Below are 18,434 nucleotides of genomic sequence, written 5' to 3'. Positions count from 1 at the left end.
GCTGATGGGGTGAACCATCAGCATGAGGTGGGTGAGGATTGTGTCGGCGGTAACTATTCACGGTGCGGGTCAAGCACGCGTGTTCAGATCGTTACGTACCTTAACCACTACACGGGCCTTTCATCTCTGCGCTCAGTTGAGGTTTTTGCAGGAACCAGGGGCACGCCTGGTGCCTGCTCGCTTCTGCAATGGGGGGGAGGGTTAAACCCCGGCGGCAACCATGGCCTCGCGAGTCAGGCGGCGGCCCAGTTCCTGTTCATCGTCGAAACTCTTGAGAAACAGGCTCAAGTACAGCTCTTCTGTCATAGGCTCGCCGGTCAGGACTTGTTCAGGGGGTACATTCAGCCTGTCTGCCAGGTCGAGCAGACGCTGGCGCAGTTGGGCTGTGGTGGCGGAATTCTTGCGTTGCACTGACAGTTGTTCATTGGCCGCCCAGGCGTTTTGAGCCAGGCGCAAATCGTCGATGCTTTCACTGGCTAGTTCATGCTGGCATTTGATTGTCCGGTATTCGTCGGGATGCATATTGAGCAAGTAGTCGCTCCAGAAGTACTGCTCAAGCATTTGGTTCACCAGCCCATCACCTTGCTCCTGCTCAATGACTTTGTCGTAGGCGTCGGCCAGTTGCCGGGCTTCGACGTTGCCGGCACTGCGATAGAGCATGTGATCGGCCAGCCAAGGCAGATCCAGGCGGATCTTCAGGCCAGTCTGATAGGCGCTGTACACCTCGACTTCATCCACCGTACCCGCCACACCGCCGACGACATCGGTGGTCAGCCGCAAGGCCGGGCCTTCACTGCCATCATCATTGAGCGTGGGGGTATTGAGGCGGGTCTGGATATCCTGCTGCGCGATTCGATTGACCTTGTTCAACCGTGCCTTTTGTTTGGCCAGCCGCACCAATGCATGGGTGCGAGCTTCAACGGTGGGCTCGCGCCAAGCCTCCAGCTTCATGGCTTCGATACCCATGGCGTTGAACAGCTGGGCGCCCGCATCGGCACAGTTGGCCGGCGTGGCGCTCAGGTTGAACAGCGCGGTGCGGGTTGGCTCGTCACTGTCGGCGGCCCTCAGCAGGCGTAGCACATTGGTACGCAATTGGCGCAGGTTCAGGTTGTAGCGCATTAGATCGTCCGGGTCGTGGACGATTTCAGGGGGCGGGAGCTGCTGGCTTTTGATGACCTCGAAAAAGCCCTGGGAGCCGTGCTCTCGTTCAAGGTCGTCCCAGATCTCCTGCCACCCCTGGCGTTGTTCGGGGGGCAGGTGTTCGAGCCAGAATTGACTGTCCAGTTCACCGCGTGGGGGGTAGGTACGATAGGGGTCCAGGCCAGCCGTGCGGCGGTAGCGGACCAGCCTGTCCTCGGCGTCGCTCGCCAGTTTGTTGTTGTCCAGGCGTGCCCGTGTCACCAGTTCGGCGTGCGCCGAACCGGGTTCGACAACTGGTACTTGGGTGATCCGTGTATTCAACAGGTTCAGGTTGAAGTCGGGCGAGCGCGGCAGTTCGAACAACCCTATGGGCCAATCGCGAATGAGCGTGTTATTGAGCGCCAGTATGCGCAGTTCCGGCATCCGGCTGATGTCCGGTGGTGTGACCAAGTGTTCGTTGTGCGAGAGGATCAACACCTTCAGATGGTTCAATTGCCTGAGGTGCTCCAGGTGCTGCGCACGCCAGCGAATCGGATTTTCGGCCAGGCCCAGGTGGGTGAGGCGACGCATACCAGTGACGGCCTGGGGGAGGGTGTTCAGGCGTTTACCGGTGATATCCAGAATGCGCAGGTTGGGGAAGTTGTCCAGGAAGGGGCTGTCGGCATCCGTGAAGTCGGTGCCTGCCAGGTTGAGACTGGTGATGTGTTCCAGCCGGGTATCGAGGGGGGGGAAGTTCTGCAAAAAGCCGTAGATGGTTTCTCCGCGCAGGTCTAGTTCGCCACCCACTCGACGCTCACCGAAGTCCGTTTCGTAACCCTTGGCCGATTGCTCCCAGCTTTGCTGTATGAGCGCGCTCACGCGTTTCCTGAACAACTGCTCCGGGAATGCCGGGCGGCGTCTCTGGGTGCCGGCGGCGGGGCGTTCTTGCCAGTCTTTGAGGGACTTGCACAGGGCTTTTTTTTGGGTTTCAAGCTCGGTCAACAGGTGCTGCCCTTCGGTCGAGCGCAGCGATTGGGCGTAGGCCGTCACGTCGTCTTCGGTCAGCATCGGATACAGGGCCCTGAGCCGCTCTTCAACGCTGGCGAGGCCCAGCCTGTGGCGCAGTGCGCTGAACCGAGGCTTTTGCAGCAGGTGCTGGATAGCTGGAGAGGCGACGTCAAGGGTTGGCGGTTCGGCCAACACCGTGCGGCGTTCGGCGGGCGGTTGCAGGGTACGTGTCAGCCATTGGCGCAGCGCTTCGCTGTCGCCAGGCGCGAAGCCCAGGGTGTTACGCGGTATGGCTTGAAGTACGGCTTCATACAGATCCAAAGCGGTATCGGCGCTAGCGCCGTGGAGCAAGTATCGCCCTGGCGCTGTGCGTATCAGCAGCGTATCGGTGGTCGCGTCGTCCGGGCCGACGCGGCAACGCAATTGCCCGCTGGGCTGTTGCTCGCGGATGCTCAGGCGCAGGTCGCCGAAGGCGTCACTGTGGATTCTCAACGCGTTGAGCAGCAGCCGTTCGGTATCGGGTGTGGGCGTGTTGTCCGGGTAGAAACCTTCGTAGGCGTGGGTGGTTCGCGTTTCAAACTGCAACTCCCTGGCCAGGTGTTTGAGGCGCAGTGGCACGCGTTGTTCTTCGTTCATCAACTGCACTTCAGCCGGGCGGGCCTGGGCCACTATCGCTCGGGCCAGGTTGTCGGGCAGCTCGGGAAACTGCCGTTGCAGCAGTAACCCGTGGGTGCTGTTGGATTGGCGTTTGAAACTGTACAGATGCTCGAAGATGTCGTCTTTACGCGAGGCCACGTAACGGCTCAGTTGTTCACGCAGGGTGTGTACGCGCGTGTTGTTGTCGGCGGGCAACGGTTCTCCGAGCAACCCGGCGAGTTCGGTTTCATCCAGAAAGTCCACCACTCGCTGGGCCAATCGGCCGGCCAGCAGGTCTTCACGGCTGAGGGTCAGTGTTGCGTCCGGCGTGGCCTGCATCGCGCCATGTCGGATCGACTCGCCGCTCAAGTCGGACGCTTCGAATACTGCGAGCGCTTTCCCGCTGGGCCAGCCGTCCATTCGCGTGACCATGTCGGCCGCCCAGTAGGCCGCTTCACCGTTGTCGGCGGCTGGATCGCTGAGGGTATCGATGTGCTGCCGGAGTTCAAGGCGGCCTAAAGTGTCGGCCAACAACGGCGGCGGTGGTTGGTTTTCAGAGTAGATATGCCGCAGCGTGCCGGGTTCGATACCACTGATCGCGCGCAACTGCTGCAGGCGTGCTTCTGGCCAGGTAGCGGTGGTCGGGCTCAGGCGCTGGAGCAGTTGTGAGTCGCTCCAGGCCCGGGGAGCTTCGCCCTCCAGCACCACGGCGCCGTGACCGTTCAGCCGTACTTCAGGGCGATAAGCCTCGGTGCGTTGTGGGTGGATGATCCGGTGCCGGCCGGTGTCGGGTTCCTGGCTGACCTCGTAGTGCTTGTTCTCCAGGCGCAGGATTTTTTTGCCTGCGTGCGAGTGAAACCCATGGGCATCGGGTTTCGAACCGGGGGCCAGGGTTACGGCTTTTTGTTCATAGGGGCTCAAGTCCGCATGCCATAAACGGGTTTTGCCGTCAGCCGGCGTCACAGGCTTCAAACCCTCGACAAAGGGGGACAGCTTAAGATGGGCCAGTTGCCCGGCGGCGCCGAATGCGATCAGTTGCACCACGTTCTCCGTCACCCCTGCCACATGTTCAATGGCCTCCAGGCCCTGGCCTTCGGCCCAATCCAACAATCCTTCGAACACCTCGTCGGCGAGTTGGTAAGCGGTATAGGCCAGCATCAATTCGCCCAAAAACGGAACGAAGGGGGTCACCACTAATAGCGCCGCGTTGAGAATGTCCGAGAGGACTTTTTCTAGATTGTCCCACCAGGCCCAACGTGCCATGCGGTCGGCGTAGGCGGTTGCGATCGCCAGTTCACGGGCATCGTTGAGGATTTTATTGAGACTTTGCTGATACAGGTGCTCCCACAGTGGCGTGCGTACACGCGTCACGCTGAACTGCAGGTTGGGGTTGTCGCGGGGTGTTTCACGCCAGGTCGGCTGTGGATCGCCGGGCGCGTGTTGATGCCATTTCATCTGGCTCAAACGCGTGCCCAACTGGTTGAAAAAATGCCCCTGGTACTGATGCTCGACAAACCGGCTGAAGAATTGCTGGTAGTCGGGCTGGCGCAGTTGCCCCGTCAGTGCCTGCATGAACTCCACCGTCGAGGCATAGCGCTTGAGTGGGTGCTGCGGGTCATCCGGGATATAGGCGATCACGGGCGATGCCTGGCGACTGACTTCCAGGTCGGCGGCAATCAGTACCACGCCGGTCAAGGTGGCATCCATCAGGCTCAGGTCATGACAGTGCGCGGCCTTGCCGTCGAGCGTGAGGTTTTGCTGGCCCCTGACCAAGCCTGTGATCAACGCATGATCCAACGCCTGGATATCGCCCCTGATTAATGCCATGCGCGCAGCCACCTTGAGGGCGGCCTGCTGATTGAGCATCACCCGGGCTCGCAGCACGCCTTCGACCACCGGGGCGGTGCGGCCGAGATAGTTCTCAAGGTGCTGTTGGTACTGGGCGCCGATGTCCAGGCCGCGAACCAGCGTTTTGAACTGCTGGATCGACAGCTGGGCTTTCAGCGGGACGACGTCGAAATGGCCCAGGGCGTCGGGCCGGGTGATGAATTGCGAATCGGCGGTAAACGCCTCGCTGTCGGCAAAGTTGTGCAGTGCCGCGTCCAGCAGCGACACCGTGCGGCTTTGCACACCACCGCTAAAATCTCCGACCCACCATGCCTGGTTGGCTGGGGCATAGAGCCGCAGGCAAGTGCTGCGGACATCGACGTCGAGGTTGTATTGCTGTTTCAGCGCGGCTTTCAACAACGGCTCGGCAAAGCCTTTGAGGTCGGTGACCGCGGCGAGTTTCTGGTCGACAAGGGTTTGGGTTTGCCAATGTTCGGCAATCGCGGTTTTCAATAATTGATGCTGGTGGGGCGAGGCACTTTTATACCAGGGCGCAATAGTTTTGCGGCTGGACTTCAAGGCGCTGACACGTGATGCCGACAGCGTAGTGATCCAGTCGGGCAAGGCCTTGCGAATGACTTCGTAGTGCTGGCCTTTATCTTCGTGTGTCGAGGGGGTAATGGTGCTCATGGCTTGTTTTCTGTAGTGGGTCGGGCACTCAGACTAGATTCGCGCAGGGGAGCGTCTGGCAGTAACTGTTTATCGACACTGGGTGTCGGGCAGTCTGTAGCGTCGATGGCTCTATCACAGCGAGAAACCCTGTCATGACCTCGACCGAGCCCAGCCCCGCTTCCCTGCGCCAACCCCATATTGACCAGATCGAGACCCTGTTCCGCGATCCGCCGTCACTGCTCACTGTGGCGCAAGAGGCTGCCCAAGCCTATCTGGACCAGCATTTTGCGCCGCAGCAGTGGATGGCCGGCCTGATCCATATCGCCACACCTACCGCTGGCAGCTCCGCTGCATTGCCGTCCTACACTTACCAGCCTTTGCCCGAATTACTGGTGCAGCGCTTGGCCAGTGCCAGGCCGACATTGCTGGTCGAGCAGTATCAGGTTGTGGTCCGGCGGGTTCGCGAGGTGTTTGCGCCGAGTGGGCCGACCCTGGCTGAGCTGGAGAAATTGATCAATGAGTGCGGCGCCGTGCTTCTGAAGTCTTTTTCCAATCGTTTGCAAACATGGTGGCGTGAGCTTCTTGCGAAAAACAGGGGCCGTTGGGGCTATCTGTCCGACCACCTGTTGGCGTTGCTCTACGACTCACCGAACCCCCCTGGCATGGACGAAAAACATTTCGCTGCGCTGTTCCCCAAAACCCTGTTACGCCCGGTGCGGCCGACCGCTGCATGGAGCCTGCATGGCGGCCCGTTGCGGGTGCAGACCGTCCACCTGCAAGGGGGCGATCAAACGCAGATGTTGCCGCTGCTGGTCCTCAACCATGGCTCTACTACCTTGCTGTTCAGCCCTGCGAGCGGTATGCACGTGCTCAATAGACTGGACGACATCGGCGCTTTGTTGGCGGCTTACACCAGCCCGGTGCTGACAGGGGCGGCTGACCAGTGGTTCGTCGTGGAGGCTCAAGGCGACCCGTTCGATGCCTTGGCGTCGAGTTACCTGGCACGCCAACTGCTGGAGATCGCTAGCATCCCGCGCACGGTGCTGCGTACGCCGCAGGTGTGCCAAGCGTTGCTCGATTACATCATTGATCCCAGGCGTTGGTTTATCTGTGAACTGAGCGCGCCCCAGCAGCGTTTGCGCCAGGCCATGCCGGGGTGGCTGATCCAGGCGAGCCCTGAGGACAGCATCGCCTACGCCCAGTTGTTGCAGCAGTGGGTGTTGGCCCAGCATGAAAGCGGGGCTGCGCATTTTCTTGAGGGTATCGAGTCGATTAGCCAGTACGCCGACCGCCAGTTACAGCAGTGCCTGAGGAGGCAACCGGGTGCGAAGAACCTTGAGCCGGGTGACGTTTCGCTGACTTTTGATCGAGTGGTCGCGGCAGCCGTGCCGGTGCCTGGCGGGTTCATTGCCGGGGAAGTGGACCCTGTCACGGTGACAATGACCGAGCTGGCCCTGGAAAATCTCGCCGGCTTCCCGCACACCCCCAAACGCATCACGCTCAACGACGCAGAGGCACCGGCCTGGCTGACGTACGACCTGATCAAACGCTGTATGGACGAGGCGGATGTGGGACAAACCTATCCTGCCCTGCTGAAAAAAACACTGATCGACGACACGGCTGGGGCCGCCCGCCGCCGGCAGCAGTTCAGCCGGCAACTGCGGGTGCAACTGCCGATGTTGGCCCTGGAATCGAAGATCAAGGGCGAGCACGGTGTGACGTGGAGCGGTTTTCAGCGGGTACTCGCGGCCTTGCAGGCGAGTGCCGTCGAACGCAAGGCGGGTGGGCAGGCGGTCGCGCTGTGGCCGTTGGCGTTCAAGGCTTCGGCGCAGGCCGCAGCGGATGTGGTCGCCAACATGTTCATCATTGGGTCGCAACAAGGGCAAGTCGGCCCGCACCTGTTGTACCGGCCACTGTTCAGCCCGATGCTGCTGGAATATGAATCGCTGGAGGCTCTGTTTACGGCGATCAAGACCCCAGGTGCCCTGCAGGACAATGTGTTGACCTGGCTTGTGCCTGAGCGCCAGGCGATCTATGCCAACAATGGCTTTCATGAGCCGCATATTCGCCGCGTTCTACCGGGCGATGAGTTCAGCGTGTATGAGGCGCCGGCACCGGCACAACTGAGCAAACAGGTAGGCGCCACCGACCCGGCGGACCAGGTGTTCAACGCCACGACCCAGGCATTGGTAGCCCTGGCAGACCGCCAGTCGGTGTCGAATGCCGAGCAGCGTTGGGCCAACTTGAAGCAGGTCGGTTGGCTGCTACTGGGCACTGTGCTGCCGTTGCTCAACGGGCCGTTGATGCTGGGAGGCTGGCTGGCTCAGTTAGTTGACAGCGCGCAGCGCGATGTCCGAGGGCTGCAGAGTGACGACGCGCAAACGAGGAGTGCAGCCCTCACCGACATGCTGGTGAACCTGATGGCGATTGTGGCCCATCAGGCCACGCCCCAGGATGCCCAACAGCATTTGGCGCTGGAGCACCCGGTATTTGCACCTTTGGCGCGTGTCGAACCCGTGCAACGGGCTGTACCGCTCAAGCCTGTTCCCCCGCCGGCGACGTTCTACACGTCCACCCGCTGGGCCAATGCCCGCGACGTGCTGACCCCGCAACAGCGGGCGTTGATCCAGCCGTTGCGCCTGAAGACCTTCCCCACGCCCTGGCCGGTTGCCCTGGATAACGCCGAGCCCAGTGGTGCGATCCAGGGCTTGTTGCGTGATACCTCCCATGTGCCCCCGCAATGGCAGGCGTTGGTTCGAGGGGCGCTGTACCGGGTGCAAATCAATCAAGGCGTGGTCCGGGTGGTCAGCGCTGATGGCGCCACCCTTGGGCCTTGGCTCAGGCATCTGGGCCAGGGGCGGTGGGACTTTGACTTGAGACTGCGGTTGTCGGGCGGCAATGCCGACGAGGTGATTGAGCAAGCCCGGCAAGCGCAGCCGGCCATCCTCTCAGCACTTGAGGCTGACTATAGAAATGCCCAGGCGGACTGCGCCAGGGCGAACACCGCGATGCACCTGGCACGCACGTTGGCGACCCGGCCCGCCGGGCAAATCACTGACCCGCAACGTACCCAGGCATGGGAGCGCTATGGTCGGGAAATGAGCAACAAGTTTCAGCATGCACAGCGGGAGTTGCGACTGCTCAAGCACCTACGGGAATTGGCTCCTCGCCCTGGTTATGAAGAAGAGCTTTGCAACGTGTTGGCGTCAGTGATTCTGACCGCACAGTTATTGGATACACAGTCTCGACGACACGTAGTGGACTGCAATGCCAGGCTCAGACCGCTGCTGGACCGACTGAGTGAGGAAACCCCGGAAGAAGCCGAATCGGATATCAACCGGCAGGATCATGCCAAGCTGGGCACCCTCATGCGTGAGTTGGCGGCCGTGCAGGAAAAGGGCATCCGCTGGCGAACCCTGGAGGCCGGGTATCTGGATGACTTGAGCCGTGTTCCCCGACTAGGTCGGGACAAGGCCCAAGAGCTGACACTAGCCGGGCGCCCTTTGATACAGGATCTGCAAGTCTTGCAACTGACGACCTTGTGGGGCATTTCGATTGATGTTGCGGGACCTGAGCTCAGCGACGATTTCTTCGACGCTGTCAACGAAGCCGTCAAGCGTGCACGCCGTGCCACTCGCTCTCTGGCGGACTTACAACAGCTGCAAACAACGCCGGCAGAACGAATTGAACTGCTTAAGAATATTGACCACGTCTATGCGCAAGTCGACGATCAGATTGAATTCTGGCGTGCCATGGAACCGGAAAGATTCGACTTGGAGTACCTGCAAAAACTGCAGGAGCTGCTTGCAAGCCTGCACCAACAGGTCGAAAAAGAACTGGCGAGCCTCTTGCAACCTGAACCCCAGACAGAGCGGCCTACTGCACCCGCCCCAGTGCCCCAGGGCGCCCGGCGTAAAAGAATTATCCGTACGCGTAATCACGATATGTATGTGGTACAGATCAATGAAGCCACGTCATTGGCGCCCGTCACCGCAGAGCTGCATGAGGCTGACGGCGAGCTGATCGGCACGTTTACCGAGGCCCGGGACGGGGTTTGGGAACCGGTGACGCCGACGCCCAAGCCTGATGCGCAGCTTGGTAGCTTGCTGAAAAAGGGTCAGGCACTGCTGGATGATGAGCGTAGAGCGATCCAGCAGGTGGAGGTTCTGATTGAGCGGATCAACGATCCGTCTTCCCTGGAGTACCTGCTCGAGGCGCAGGCCAATAACCGCCGCTGGACCGCCGAGGCGATTGACCGCAGGCGCCAGGGTATGGAAACCGTTCGACTGGTGGCTGTGCAGCAAGCCAAGGCACTGGCGATGGCGCGCGACCTACGGCTGGCCGAGGCCCGACTGAAGGCTGCCGGGTTGGCGGCACGGATTAAAGCGACCCGGCTGCGGCCCCGCACTCAGGACCACGTCGACTTTCTTAAGCGCCACAATGAAGTGCTCATTTACCGCAAGGGGCAGCGCGTACTGCTCAAGGACACGGTTGATGATTACCTGCAGGTGTATGTGGTCGTTGACGCGAGGAATACCGTCCGGGTTTTGTGCTATGCCCACTTCCACTACAAAACGGCCCAGGGGCCGGATGATCATTATGTGGGCGATCCCCACCTCAAGAGCCCCGAGCAGGAGCGCCTGGGGCGCCAGGCCCAGGCCCGGGTCGAGGCCGAGGCGTTCACACGTATGCGCAGTGGCCAGACCGGGCGTGTGCGCCAGACTCTGGAAATTGACCGGGATAAGATTACGCGGCCTTTTGCCCGACGCCTGTTTTTCAGTGTTGACTAGCCACGGGCTGGCACAGCGTGTGGCTGCCTGGATTTAGGTACGGCAGCAGAATTGGCGCCATGCCTTTGAGCACCTGCACGGGCAACGCCGAGGTGAACTTGAAGGTTTGTGCCGAACTGCCTGGGACGAAGGCAGTGAGCGTGCCGAAGTGCCGGTCACCGATATAGAACACAAAGGTGGCAGTGCGGTTGATCGCCTTGGAACTGAGTACCCGGCCGCCGGCGCCGATGGCTTCGATACGGTTGTCACCGGTGCCGGTCTTGCCGCCCATGGCCAGCGGTGTGCCGTCGTCCAGCTTGAAACTGCCGGCCACGCGTTTGGCCGTACCGGCATCCACCACTTGGGACAAGGCCCCGCGCAGTGCTCGCGCCACTTCGAGCGGCATCACCCGTTTGCCTTCGGCGGGGTCGTTGATCACTTGGGTTTCATACGGTGTATCAGCGGCAAAGTGCAGACTGTCGATACGCACCACCCGCGCACGCACGCCATCGTTGAGGATGATCCCCATCAATTCCGCGAGCGCCGCCGGGCGATCGCCGGAGCTGCCGATGGCCGTGGCCAGGGAGGGCACCAGATGGTCGAACGGATAGCCCACCGCCTGCCAGCGCTGATGAATATCGAGGAAGGCTTCGACCTCGAGCATGGTCCGGATACGACTGTCGCGGGCGCTCTGATGACGGCTCTTGAACAGCCAGCTGTAGACCTCCTGGCGCTCGAACTGGCTGGCTTTGACCACCTCACTGAAGGTTGCCTCGGGATGATTGAGCAGGTAGCCCATCAGCCACAGGTCCAGAGGGTGCACCTTGGCGATATAGCCCTGGTCGGGCAGGTCATAGTTGCCGGGGCCGTAAGCTTTGTAGAGATTTTGCAGGCGCTCATCGGTGAGTTTCTCATTGGTTTTGATGCCGTTCAGGTGCGCACGCACGAACAGGTCGAAGCTGCCCTGGCTGGCGTTGGGCAACAAGTAACGGTGCACGGCGGCCAGGCGGATCGGCGTGGGGCGCAGGCCGTCGAGAAAGGTGTCGAGGCGGTCCTGGGTGTCTTTCTTCTGGTACTTCTTCCAGAACTTGCGCAGGAACGTCGTACCCTCGCGGTCGGCGAAGTCGGCAAGGTATTCCTGGCGGCGCGGGTCACTGTCGTCCTTGAGCAACTCGGCGCTGTTGTTGGCGCCCGCATAGGTGCTGAAACGCACCAGGTCACGCATCAGGCGAATGAACGGCAGGTTGATCGACTCGCGCAGGGCGTCGCGCAGGGTCGGGCTGCGGCCGTTGTCTTCGTTGCGAAAATTGTGGAAGCGATGCATACCGCCGCCGGTGAAAAAACCTTCGTTGGGGCTGGCCGAGTAAGTGCGGTCGAGGGCGGCGTCGAGCATGTTGGCCAAGGATTTATCCGGTGTCTGGATCAGATAGTCGACGGCCCAGCGGCTGATGCGGTCCTGTTCGGCGATGTCGACTTTCTTCAGTGCGGCGCTCGTTTGGGGGGCGTACTTGTCGTGCAGCTCGGTGATGATTTGCAGGTAGGTGGTCAGCACTCGCAGCTTGGCCGTGGAGCCTAGCTCGAGTTTGCTGCCTTCGTTGATATCGAAGGGCTGGTCGGTATTGTCGGTTTGTACACGTACCCGTGAGCCGTCCGGTGTCAGCTCGAACAGGGTGAAGCTGTAACGTACTTGCGCGGTACTGGTTGGGGTCAGCAGGCGATCGCCGAGCAGGCCGACCTGGCGTGCGTAGTCCGGTTCGGCGAGGCGTTTGAGGTAATCGCTGGCCTGGGCCTGCAACGGTGCTTGCAGAGTGCTGGTGGCCGAGAGATCGAGGCGGTCCAGATCGTACAGCGGGCGGTCGAGCAGGGCGGCGAGGCGGGCGCGGGCCATGCTGATGCCTTTGGTCGTCTCGATGGGTTGCATTGTGGGTTGTTGCACCCAGTCGCGATAACTGACCTTGGATGTCAGCGCTGCCTGCAACAGCGCAGGGGCAATCACACCGTTGTGGGCCAGCAACCGCAGATGGCTGTCGGTGAGTTGGGCCAGCTCTTCCCGACCTTTGGCCAGGTAGTAAGAAGGGCGGCGCTGGGCAATGATCAACGACAACACCTGACGCAGGGCCAGACCTTGCTCGCTATTCACCGGGCCGACCAGCGCCTGATTGACCTGGTTGAAGTCGGCGCCGTACCACACTCGCAGCCCCTCGGCCAAACCGTGCACTTCGCCATGGCCGGGCACTGCCGACAGCGGCACGCTGTTGAGGTAGTCACGCAGGATATTCTGCCGCGCCGGTAAGGTTTGTGGCCCATTGCGATAGGCCCGCACGGCGGCAGAAAACATCTGTCGCAGTTTCTCGGTGCCCGACACGGTCAGGCCATCCGGAGAGTGGCGGTATTTTTCCAGCTGCGTGGCCAAGGTGCTGCCGCCGGCACTCTGTCCCGGCAGATGCAGCGCCTTTGCCACTTGCGACCACGCGGCGTTGGCAAAGCGCGGCCAGTCAACGGCAGGGTTGGCCTGAGGTTGAGTGGGGTCGAGAAGGTCGCGGTTTTCAATGAACAGCAGGCTGCTGATCACCAGAGGCGCAATGGCGTCGAAGCTCTCATACAACTGTTGCGGGTACTTGTACTGGTAGAGCGGCACGGCTCGGCAATCGGTGATGGACAGCCCGGCCTGGATCTTTTCCGTGTAGGGCACGAACAGGCCCTTGGCGCTGTAGTCCATCAATTGGGGCGAAAAGCGTGCCTGGGCCTCGATTACATAGCCGCGTTTGAGCAAGCGCGGCAGGAAGGTGCCGAGGTCGCTGTAACCCAGGCGCCGGTCGAACGGGCCGGCACCGGGATAGGCGATGGCATCGCTGGGGCCGGGTTGTACCTGGTAGGTGAGGGTACGGGCCAGGCGGCTGAGTTCCTGGGCCTGCAGGCGTGAAGTGCGCATCTCTTTGGTGGCGGCAAACCCCAAGGCCACCAGCGCCATCAGCACGATCAACCAGAACAGCCGCCGTACATAACGGGGCTGGGGTTTATTTTTAGGTAAAGGCGCTGGGTCCGGACTGCCTTGTAGTTTCGCAGCCTTGCTTGATTCGGTTTGCCACAGTGCGCCCATAGTCGATTGACCCCTGCACGCAGATTGATCGGACTTGCCTGAAGCTTAGTCGCGGGTAGCCGGTTGGGGAAAAAATGTGTTCATGGCATCGGATATTTAATGCTGGTCTCCAGTATGTTCAGCCAGGTCGGGTCATTGGCCGGTGCCCAGCGACGGCTCACGCCATCATGGAAAAACACCATCTTGTCCTCCAGGTACCAGACGGTCATTTTTATCTTCAGTTGCCGTATATAGTCCTGCGCCGGACACGTAATGGATGCCCAGGGGTCGCAGATAGACAGGTTCGCCCAGTCGGCGCCCTGGAAATCCAGGGTCTGGGTCAAGCCCGCAGGGACCGTACCGACCACCACAAAGGTATGACCCCGGCAGTACCACACGTGAGCGACGCCACCATTGGTTCGGATCATTTCACACGCCACATGGGCCATCTGGTCACAATTGCCGGCACCGGTCTTGAGAATGACCTCGGTGTAGTTCGGGTGGCCGATCTTGCTGTATTCCCACATCACAACGGGTTCAGCTTCTTGCAGTCGCAGGATTTCAGCCGGGGTCGCCCCGACGACGTTGTTTGATCTCAGGCCGGTTCTATCCACCACTGCCTGGGTGCTGACGTTGGCTTGCTCTGCGAGGTATTTGTTGAGCGGGCTACCCGTGGCGGAGCTGGGTGGCCAGATGTCCAGTTGCACCGGCCGCGAGACCACATTGATATCCAGGCGCCTTCCCTCGTCCGAGGCGTTAAGCAGCAGTTCCCGCTGCTTGATGACCCTCAGGGGGCTGGCCTTTTTGCGGATATTTTCGATTTTTTTCGGCAAAAACCCGCGCTTGCTCAACTGTCGGTACAGGACTTCGAGGGTCGGCAGTGTGATCAGCGGTTGGTCGGGAATCATCCCGCCGGCTTTCAAGAACTGCATTTTGGTATCGCAGTAGGCCCTGATCAGCGCTGTATCGTCGCCGCCTTGGCTGAAATTCAATTGCTGGAATTGCAAGGTGTCGGCGCCGCTGGGCGTTGCGTTTGTCCGGTAAAAAACACCCACATCGGGCTCGGCCACCCAGTAAGGTGTTGTCGTGTTGGGTAGGGTGATCTCCAGCGCCCGAAGCGTTCTGCGGTCATTGATGAGGTTCACCAGCCCATCGATTTCAACGACTTGGGTTTTACGGGTGAGCAGGTTGTCCAGGTCGTCTTCGGGCAAGCCGAACTGCGGCTCGCTGTCAATGCGCCTGCCGCTGACCTGCTGTTGGTAGATCAATGCTGAGGGTTGGGGGTGAGGGGTCAGCTCGAAGCCGTCGAAGTCCGGGGTGACATCATGCACGTTTCGGTAATAGACCAACTGGCGTTTGTTGCCGCCGATCATCGGCGCCGGCTGGATGCGAATATGGTCGAGCGCCTGGACTCGACGTTTATGAATCGAATCCTTAAAGGCGTACAGCCTTTTGGTGAAACAGATGAGGGGCACCCCCGGGCTGCGCTTTGCTCTGCCGACGGGGCAGACCGAGTCGAAGTGGTCGGTGAGCTTGGCATGGGCCGCTGAGGTGAGTTCGTCCAGCTGGCTGGGGTGTTTATGGGACAAACGCCAGACGCGGCCTTGGTCCAACAAGTCGGTCGCGTCGGCGCGTTGAATGAGCAAGGGCGCCGTGTCAAAAAAGGGCTCTACAACGAGCGCCTTGTAGCCGTCGGCGAAGCTGACCGGTGTGACGGCCATCATGGTGTCCAGTTGCAAACCTTCCAGCGCGGGACCGTACGGCCTTGCACTGAAGGGGTCAAAGGCATGCCAGGCGTTGGCGCGCCTGATCGCCAACAGAGGCGTCAGCCCCTCAGGGTGCATCAGAACGCCAGGCCTGACGTCGGCGCGGTTGATCAGCCGGGCGTAATCCATCGGCGTCCCATGGGCCAGACGTTGCTGGGCATGACGCAGTGCGCCCGCCAGTGCCCGCTGGCCTGAGTGGTTTAACCTGGCCAGGCCATAGGCCGTCAGGCGCACCAACGATGGCACCGCCTCCAGTGGGTTGAGCAACTCATTGATAAAGGTGGCGCTGAGTCTGGTCAGTTGCAGCAGTTTCAAGTAGGCCGGTGCGGGCTTGATCAGGCGGCCCCAGCCGCTGGTAATGAAGCCTTTGGTCGGCATGATCAGGCCAAGCATGTCGAAGAAACAGCCCAGTGTGCCATCGAGCACGCGTTTGATTTCCCCGGAGGCGAGGTCATGGCCGCAGGTCCAGAAGGGTATGAAGCCCAGCAGCGCCTCTAACAACTGCTCGCTGTTTTTTTTTCGCTCTTCAAGGGTGGTCAAGCCTTTGGCCTGGGCCACCCAGGTATCGATATCGATGAAAAAGTGGTGATTGACGATGGTGCTCGCCAATGTGAGGTTTCTTGGCGAGTCGAACACCAGCGGACTAGCAATGGCCGGGAGCCCCTCGAAATGCCAGAGTTGATCCACGATAACGGTGCAATACCTTCCAGGTGTGGGTGGGCTGCCTTTGAAGTAGGCATCCTCATCAATGGCCAGGCGACTGCCCTCATGCAAATACGCGATCGGTCGTGTGCTGTGGGGGGAGCCGGTGGTGACTTTGAGCGGGCGGCCTCCTAGTTCCAGGATGGCGGGAAGGCGGGTGTTTTGTTGCACTTGATTGAGCAGGGGAAACAGTTCGTAGTCATGGACGGTGTTGACTGCCGTACTACGCAGGATGAAGCCGAACCGGCCGGTACGGGCCATTTTCTCTCCGGGCCCTTCCTCGATCTGCGGCTTGCTGGCTGCTTGCCTCACCACGAGCAGTTGTACCGCCCCCTCGTGCAAGCGCTTGCGGTCGGCCAGTGGTAACTGCGACAGCAGGTAACTGATCGCTCGGATAAACGCCTCCTTGAGTCTTTGCGTGTAAGCACCAGCGGCCTCGCTGAACAGCGCGTTGACATCGCGCAACTGGCCAAAGTTTTTTTTCAGCAGGGCGAGGTCGAGTTCGGGGTCGGTTGAGCGCCATTTATCGTCAATGGGTTGCAGGTGGCCGCCCATATGCAGATCCGCCAACGACTGAAGCTTTACGCCCGTGGTCGGTCTGTAGGAGGGGAGCCGAAAGGGGCCTTGTCCTTCTTGCAGGCATTTTTTCTTCAGCCAGCGGTGGTTGGGGAAGACGCGTTTAAGGTCCCTCAAGGCCAGGCTGCGGCGCGTGATGAGCCTGCTGCGCAAGGTTTCGGCTGCGTCGTGCAAAGTCTTTATACGGGCCTTCAGGCGCTCTTTGATGGCGTCGAGTTCATCGGTTCGATAGGTCTGTGCAGGTCGCAGTTCGCCGTGGACGATTGCCCAGTCGATCAGAGTGGCGGTGGCGTAATGCTCGCGCCACAAGCGTTCCTGGTCCGTCGCCGGCTCCTGGATGGCAAGCGCGATGATGTCGCTGAACGCCAGCTGTCGTGTTGACCCGCAGGCGAGCTCTTCTGCCAGCATCACGCCTTGTTTGAACAGCATCCAGGCGTGGGAAGTCATGAAGTACAGCGAATCAGGGATGCCTTGCACCAAAACCTCCGGTGCGACACCCGCCAGCAACAGGTGTGCGGCCAACCCCGTGGTTTGAGGAGTAGCAACACCGGCCGCAATCAGGTGCAGCTCAAGTGAGCGGCGCAGGTCTGCATAACGATGCCCATGGTAATCGCTGTGGTTCAGGTTCAGGCCGGCGAGGGTGTATCGCGATTGTGCGGCCTGCGGGTCGAGACTGAGGATCAGCGCGGCAAGGACCAATGCGTCTCGACTGGTGTTGTTGGTCGTTTCACCGGGGGCGTGTCCAAACCAGCCCACGGCGCCGAGCAATGAGTCGGCCAGCTTCTGCGCACGGGGAGCGGCAAGCAGTTGTTGCAGTTGTTCATCCGGTGGCCCGGGCGGCAGACCGGCGGCCAGCAGGTTGAACAAACCGGAGCTGGGTTGTGGGACAAACGTGGCGCTGATATGGATCACCTTGGCGCGTTGTTCGGTTGAAAGGGTCAGCGCACCCGGTAGTGGCATACCCAAGGCTTCCCAGTAATTGCCCTGCTGGGGGCTAGCGAGCCGGGTGGTTTCGAGGCGTTGTCGATACTGGCGCAAGGCGACGTCGGAATGCGCCAGATCACTCACGGGCGGCACCGGCACCGGTTCGCTACGCTGCAGTTGTTCCATCAGCTCCCAGGCCGCCTCGCGATTATCCGGCAACGGCAGGTCGTGCAAGCTGAGCAACTGGGCGAGGCTGAATTGGCCGTCCTGATGGACGAACAGGTTCATGGCCGCAGCGCAGGCTTGCAAGCGTTCAAGGCGATCGCCCAGCGGCAGCTGCGACAGTTGTTCATGGCTGATGTCTACCCGTTGACCCCAGGGGCCGGCGCCTCTGATCGAGTGTTGCTGGTGGTCAAATTCGTACAGGCCTTGGGTCAGTGCATCGGGGCGAGTCAAGGCGAGAAACTGCGGATGCTCAGTGATCTCCCCGAGTAACGTTGCGGCGGTCTGCATGGTCACGGCCCAGAACGAGCCGCCAGCCAGCGGGAAACGGCAGCGGTACACACTCAACAGGTTGAATGTGTGTTCGTTCAGGTCGTCTTCGATGATCTGTGCATGCAGTGCATTGGCTGCCGCGTGCAGATCCTGATTCAGTCGCTCGAACGCGTCCGCGAGCGCAGGTTCGGTCCTACCCAGTGCGTCAATCAGCACGCCGCGTTGGGCAAGCGTAGTCGGTTGGGGGTAGCCGTGGAACCGCAGCACCTGACGGGCGCTCAGTGACAGGTTTGCGGCAGGGTAGGCCAGGCCGATGGCATCCGGGTCGATGATCAGGGCGATGGCCCGAATGGGCGGCGCGAGCTGCTGCCAGCCGCTGGCGTCCTCATAGGTGAAGGTGGCACCGTTGGCATACAGAGTGCCGTTGCGCACGTTCACTTCCATCGGGTTGAAACGCCGCTGCCCGGCCCAGGCCACGAAAGAGGGGTGGCCGAGGGCTTGGCGATAGAGCACAAGCCAGCAGCCGAGTGCACAGTGGGTCGGCACCGGGAGTGAGTCTGCGGCAGCGTAGGGTTCGGTCTTGAGGTGTGCAATTAGGGTGTCCAGCATTTGCCGATCGCCGTCCTGACGCTGGGATGGAGTCGGCTGCTCATGCCGGGTGGTCAATTCAGTCATCCATGAAGTCTCGTTGAAGGTAATGACAGAGCGTGCCGGTTGCGGGCGCAGTCTTCACCGGGACCTTTCGCCTTTTTCCATGGTTTGTATCGCTATGGCGTGAAAGCCTTGAGATAGAGCCCCTCGCAGTGACCATTGGGCGATGGTAGGGGCATGACGATGCACCCTGGCTGTGCAATACTCGCC

4 protein-coding genes are annotated in these 18,434 nt (G+C 60.8%); 1 reads left to right on the top strand and 3 read right to left on the bottom strand.

Annotated elements, in window-relative coordinates:
* Nucleotides 1–201: 201 nt before the first annotated feature.
* On the bottom strand, nt 202–5,280 hold the full coding sequence (locus E4P00_RS10410; protein WP_248131361.1) for a DUF6543 domain-containing protein: 5,079 nt from the start codon (nt 5,278–5,280) through the stop codon (nt 202–204).
* A 134-nt stretch (nt 5,281–5,414) separates the two neighbouring features.
* Here E4P00_RS10410 and E4P00_RS10405 point away from each other — a divergent pair, with 134 nt between their 5' ends.
* The gene (locus tag E4P00_RS10405) at nt 5,415–10,052 is read left to right on the top strand and encodes a hypothetical protein (RefSeq protein ID WP_248131359.1); all 4,638 of its coding nucleotides are present in this window, start codon (nt 5,415–5,417) and stop codon (nt 10,050–10,052) included.
* On the opposite strand, the gene E4P00_RS10400 is transcribed toward E4P00_RS10405, so the two are convergent.
* Together E4P00_RS10400 and E4P00_RS10395 are read right to left on the bottom strand one after the other, a co-directional pair.
* A complete protein-coding gene (locus E4P00_RS10400; RefSeq protein WP_248131357.1) occupies nt 10,039–13,131 on the bottom strand; it encodes a transglycosylase domain-containing protein in 3,093 nt (1,030 codons plus the stop codon). The two genes, E4P00_RS10405 and E4P00_RS10400, sit on opposite strands and share 14 nt — an antisense overlap.
* 80 nt (nt 13,132–13,211) lie before the next feature.
* Nucleotides 13,212–18,248 carry a hypothetical protein gene (locus E4P00_RS10395; protein ID WP_248131355.1) on the bottom strand — a complete coding sequence of 1,679 codons (5,037 nt, stop codon included), beginning with the start codon at nt 18,246–18,248 and terminating at the stop codon, nt 13,212–13,214.
* Nucleotides 18,249–18,434: the final 186 nt, after the last annotated feature.

The organism is Pseudomonas sp. B329, assembly GCF_023127835.1.
Lineage (GTDB): Bacteria > Pseudomonadota > Gammaproteobacteria > Pseudomonadales > Pseudomonadaceae > Aquipseudomonas > Aquipseudomonas synxantha_A.
Note: the sequence above shows the minus strand (reverse complement) of the source record. Positions and strands in the feature narration are given on the sequence as shown.

Coding starts and splice junctions, on each gene's coding strand:
- E4P00_RS10410 (WP_248131361.1), bottom strand. CDS start 5,280: ATGAGCACCATTACCCCCTCGACACACGAAGATAAAGGCCAGCACTAC.
- E4P00_RS10405 (WP_248131359.1), top strand. CDS start 5,415: ATGACCTCGACCGAGCCCAGCCCCGCTTCCCTGCGCCAACCCCATATT.
- E4P00_RS10400 (WP_248131357.1), bottom strand. CDS start 13,131: ATGGGCGCACTGTGGCAAACCGAATCAAGCAAGGCTGCGAAACTACAA.
- E4P00_RS10395 (WP_248131355.1), bottom strand. CDS start 18,248: ATGACTGAATTGACCACCCGGCATGAGCAGCCGACTCCATCCCAGCGT.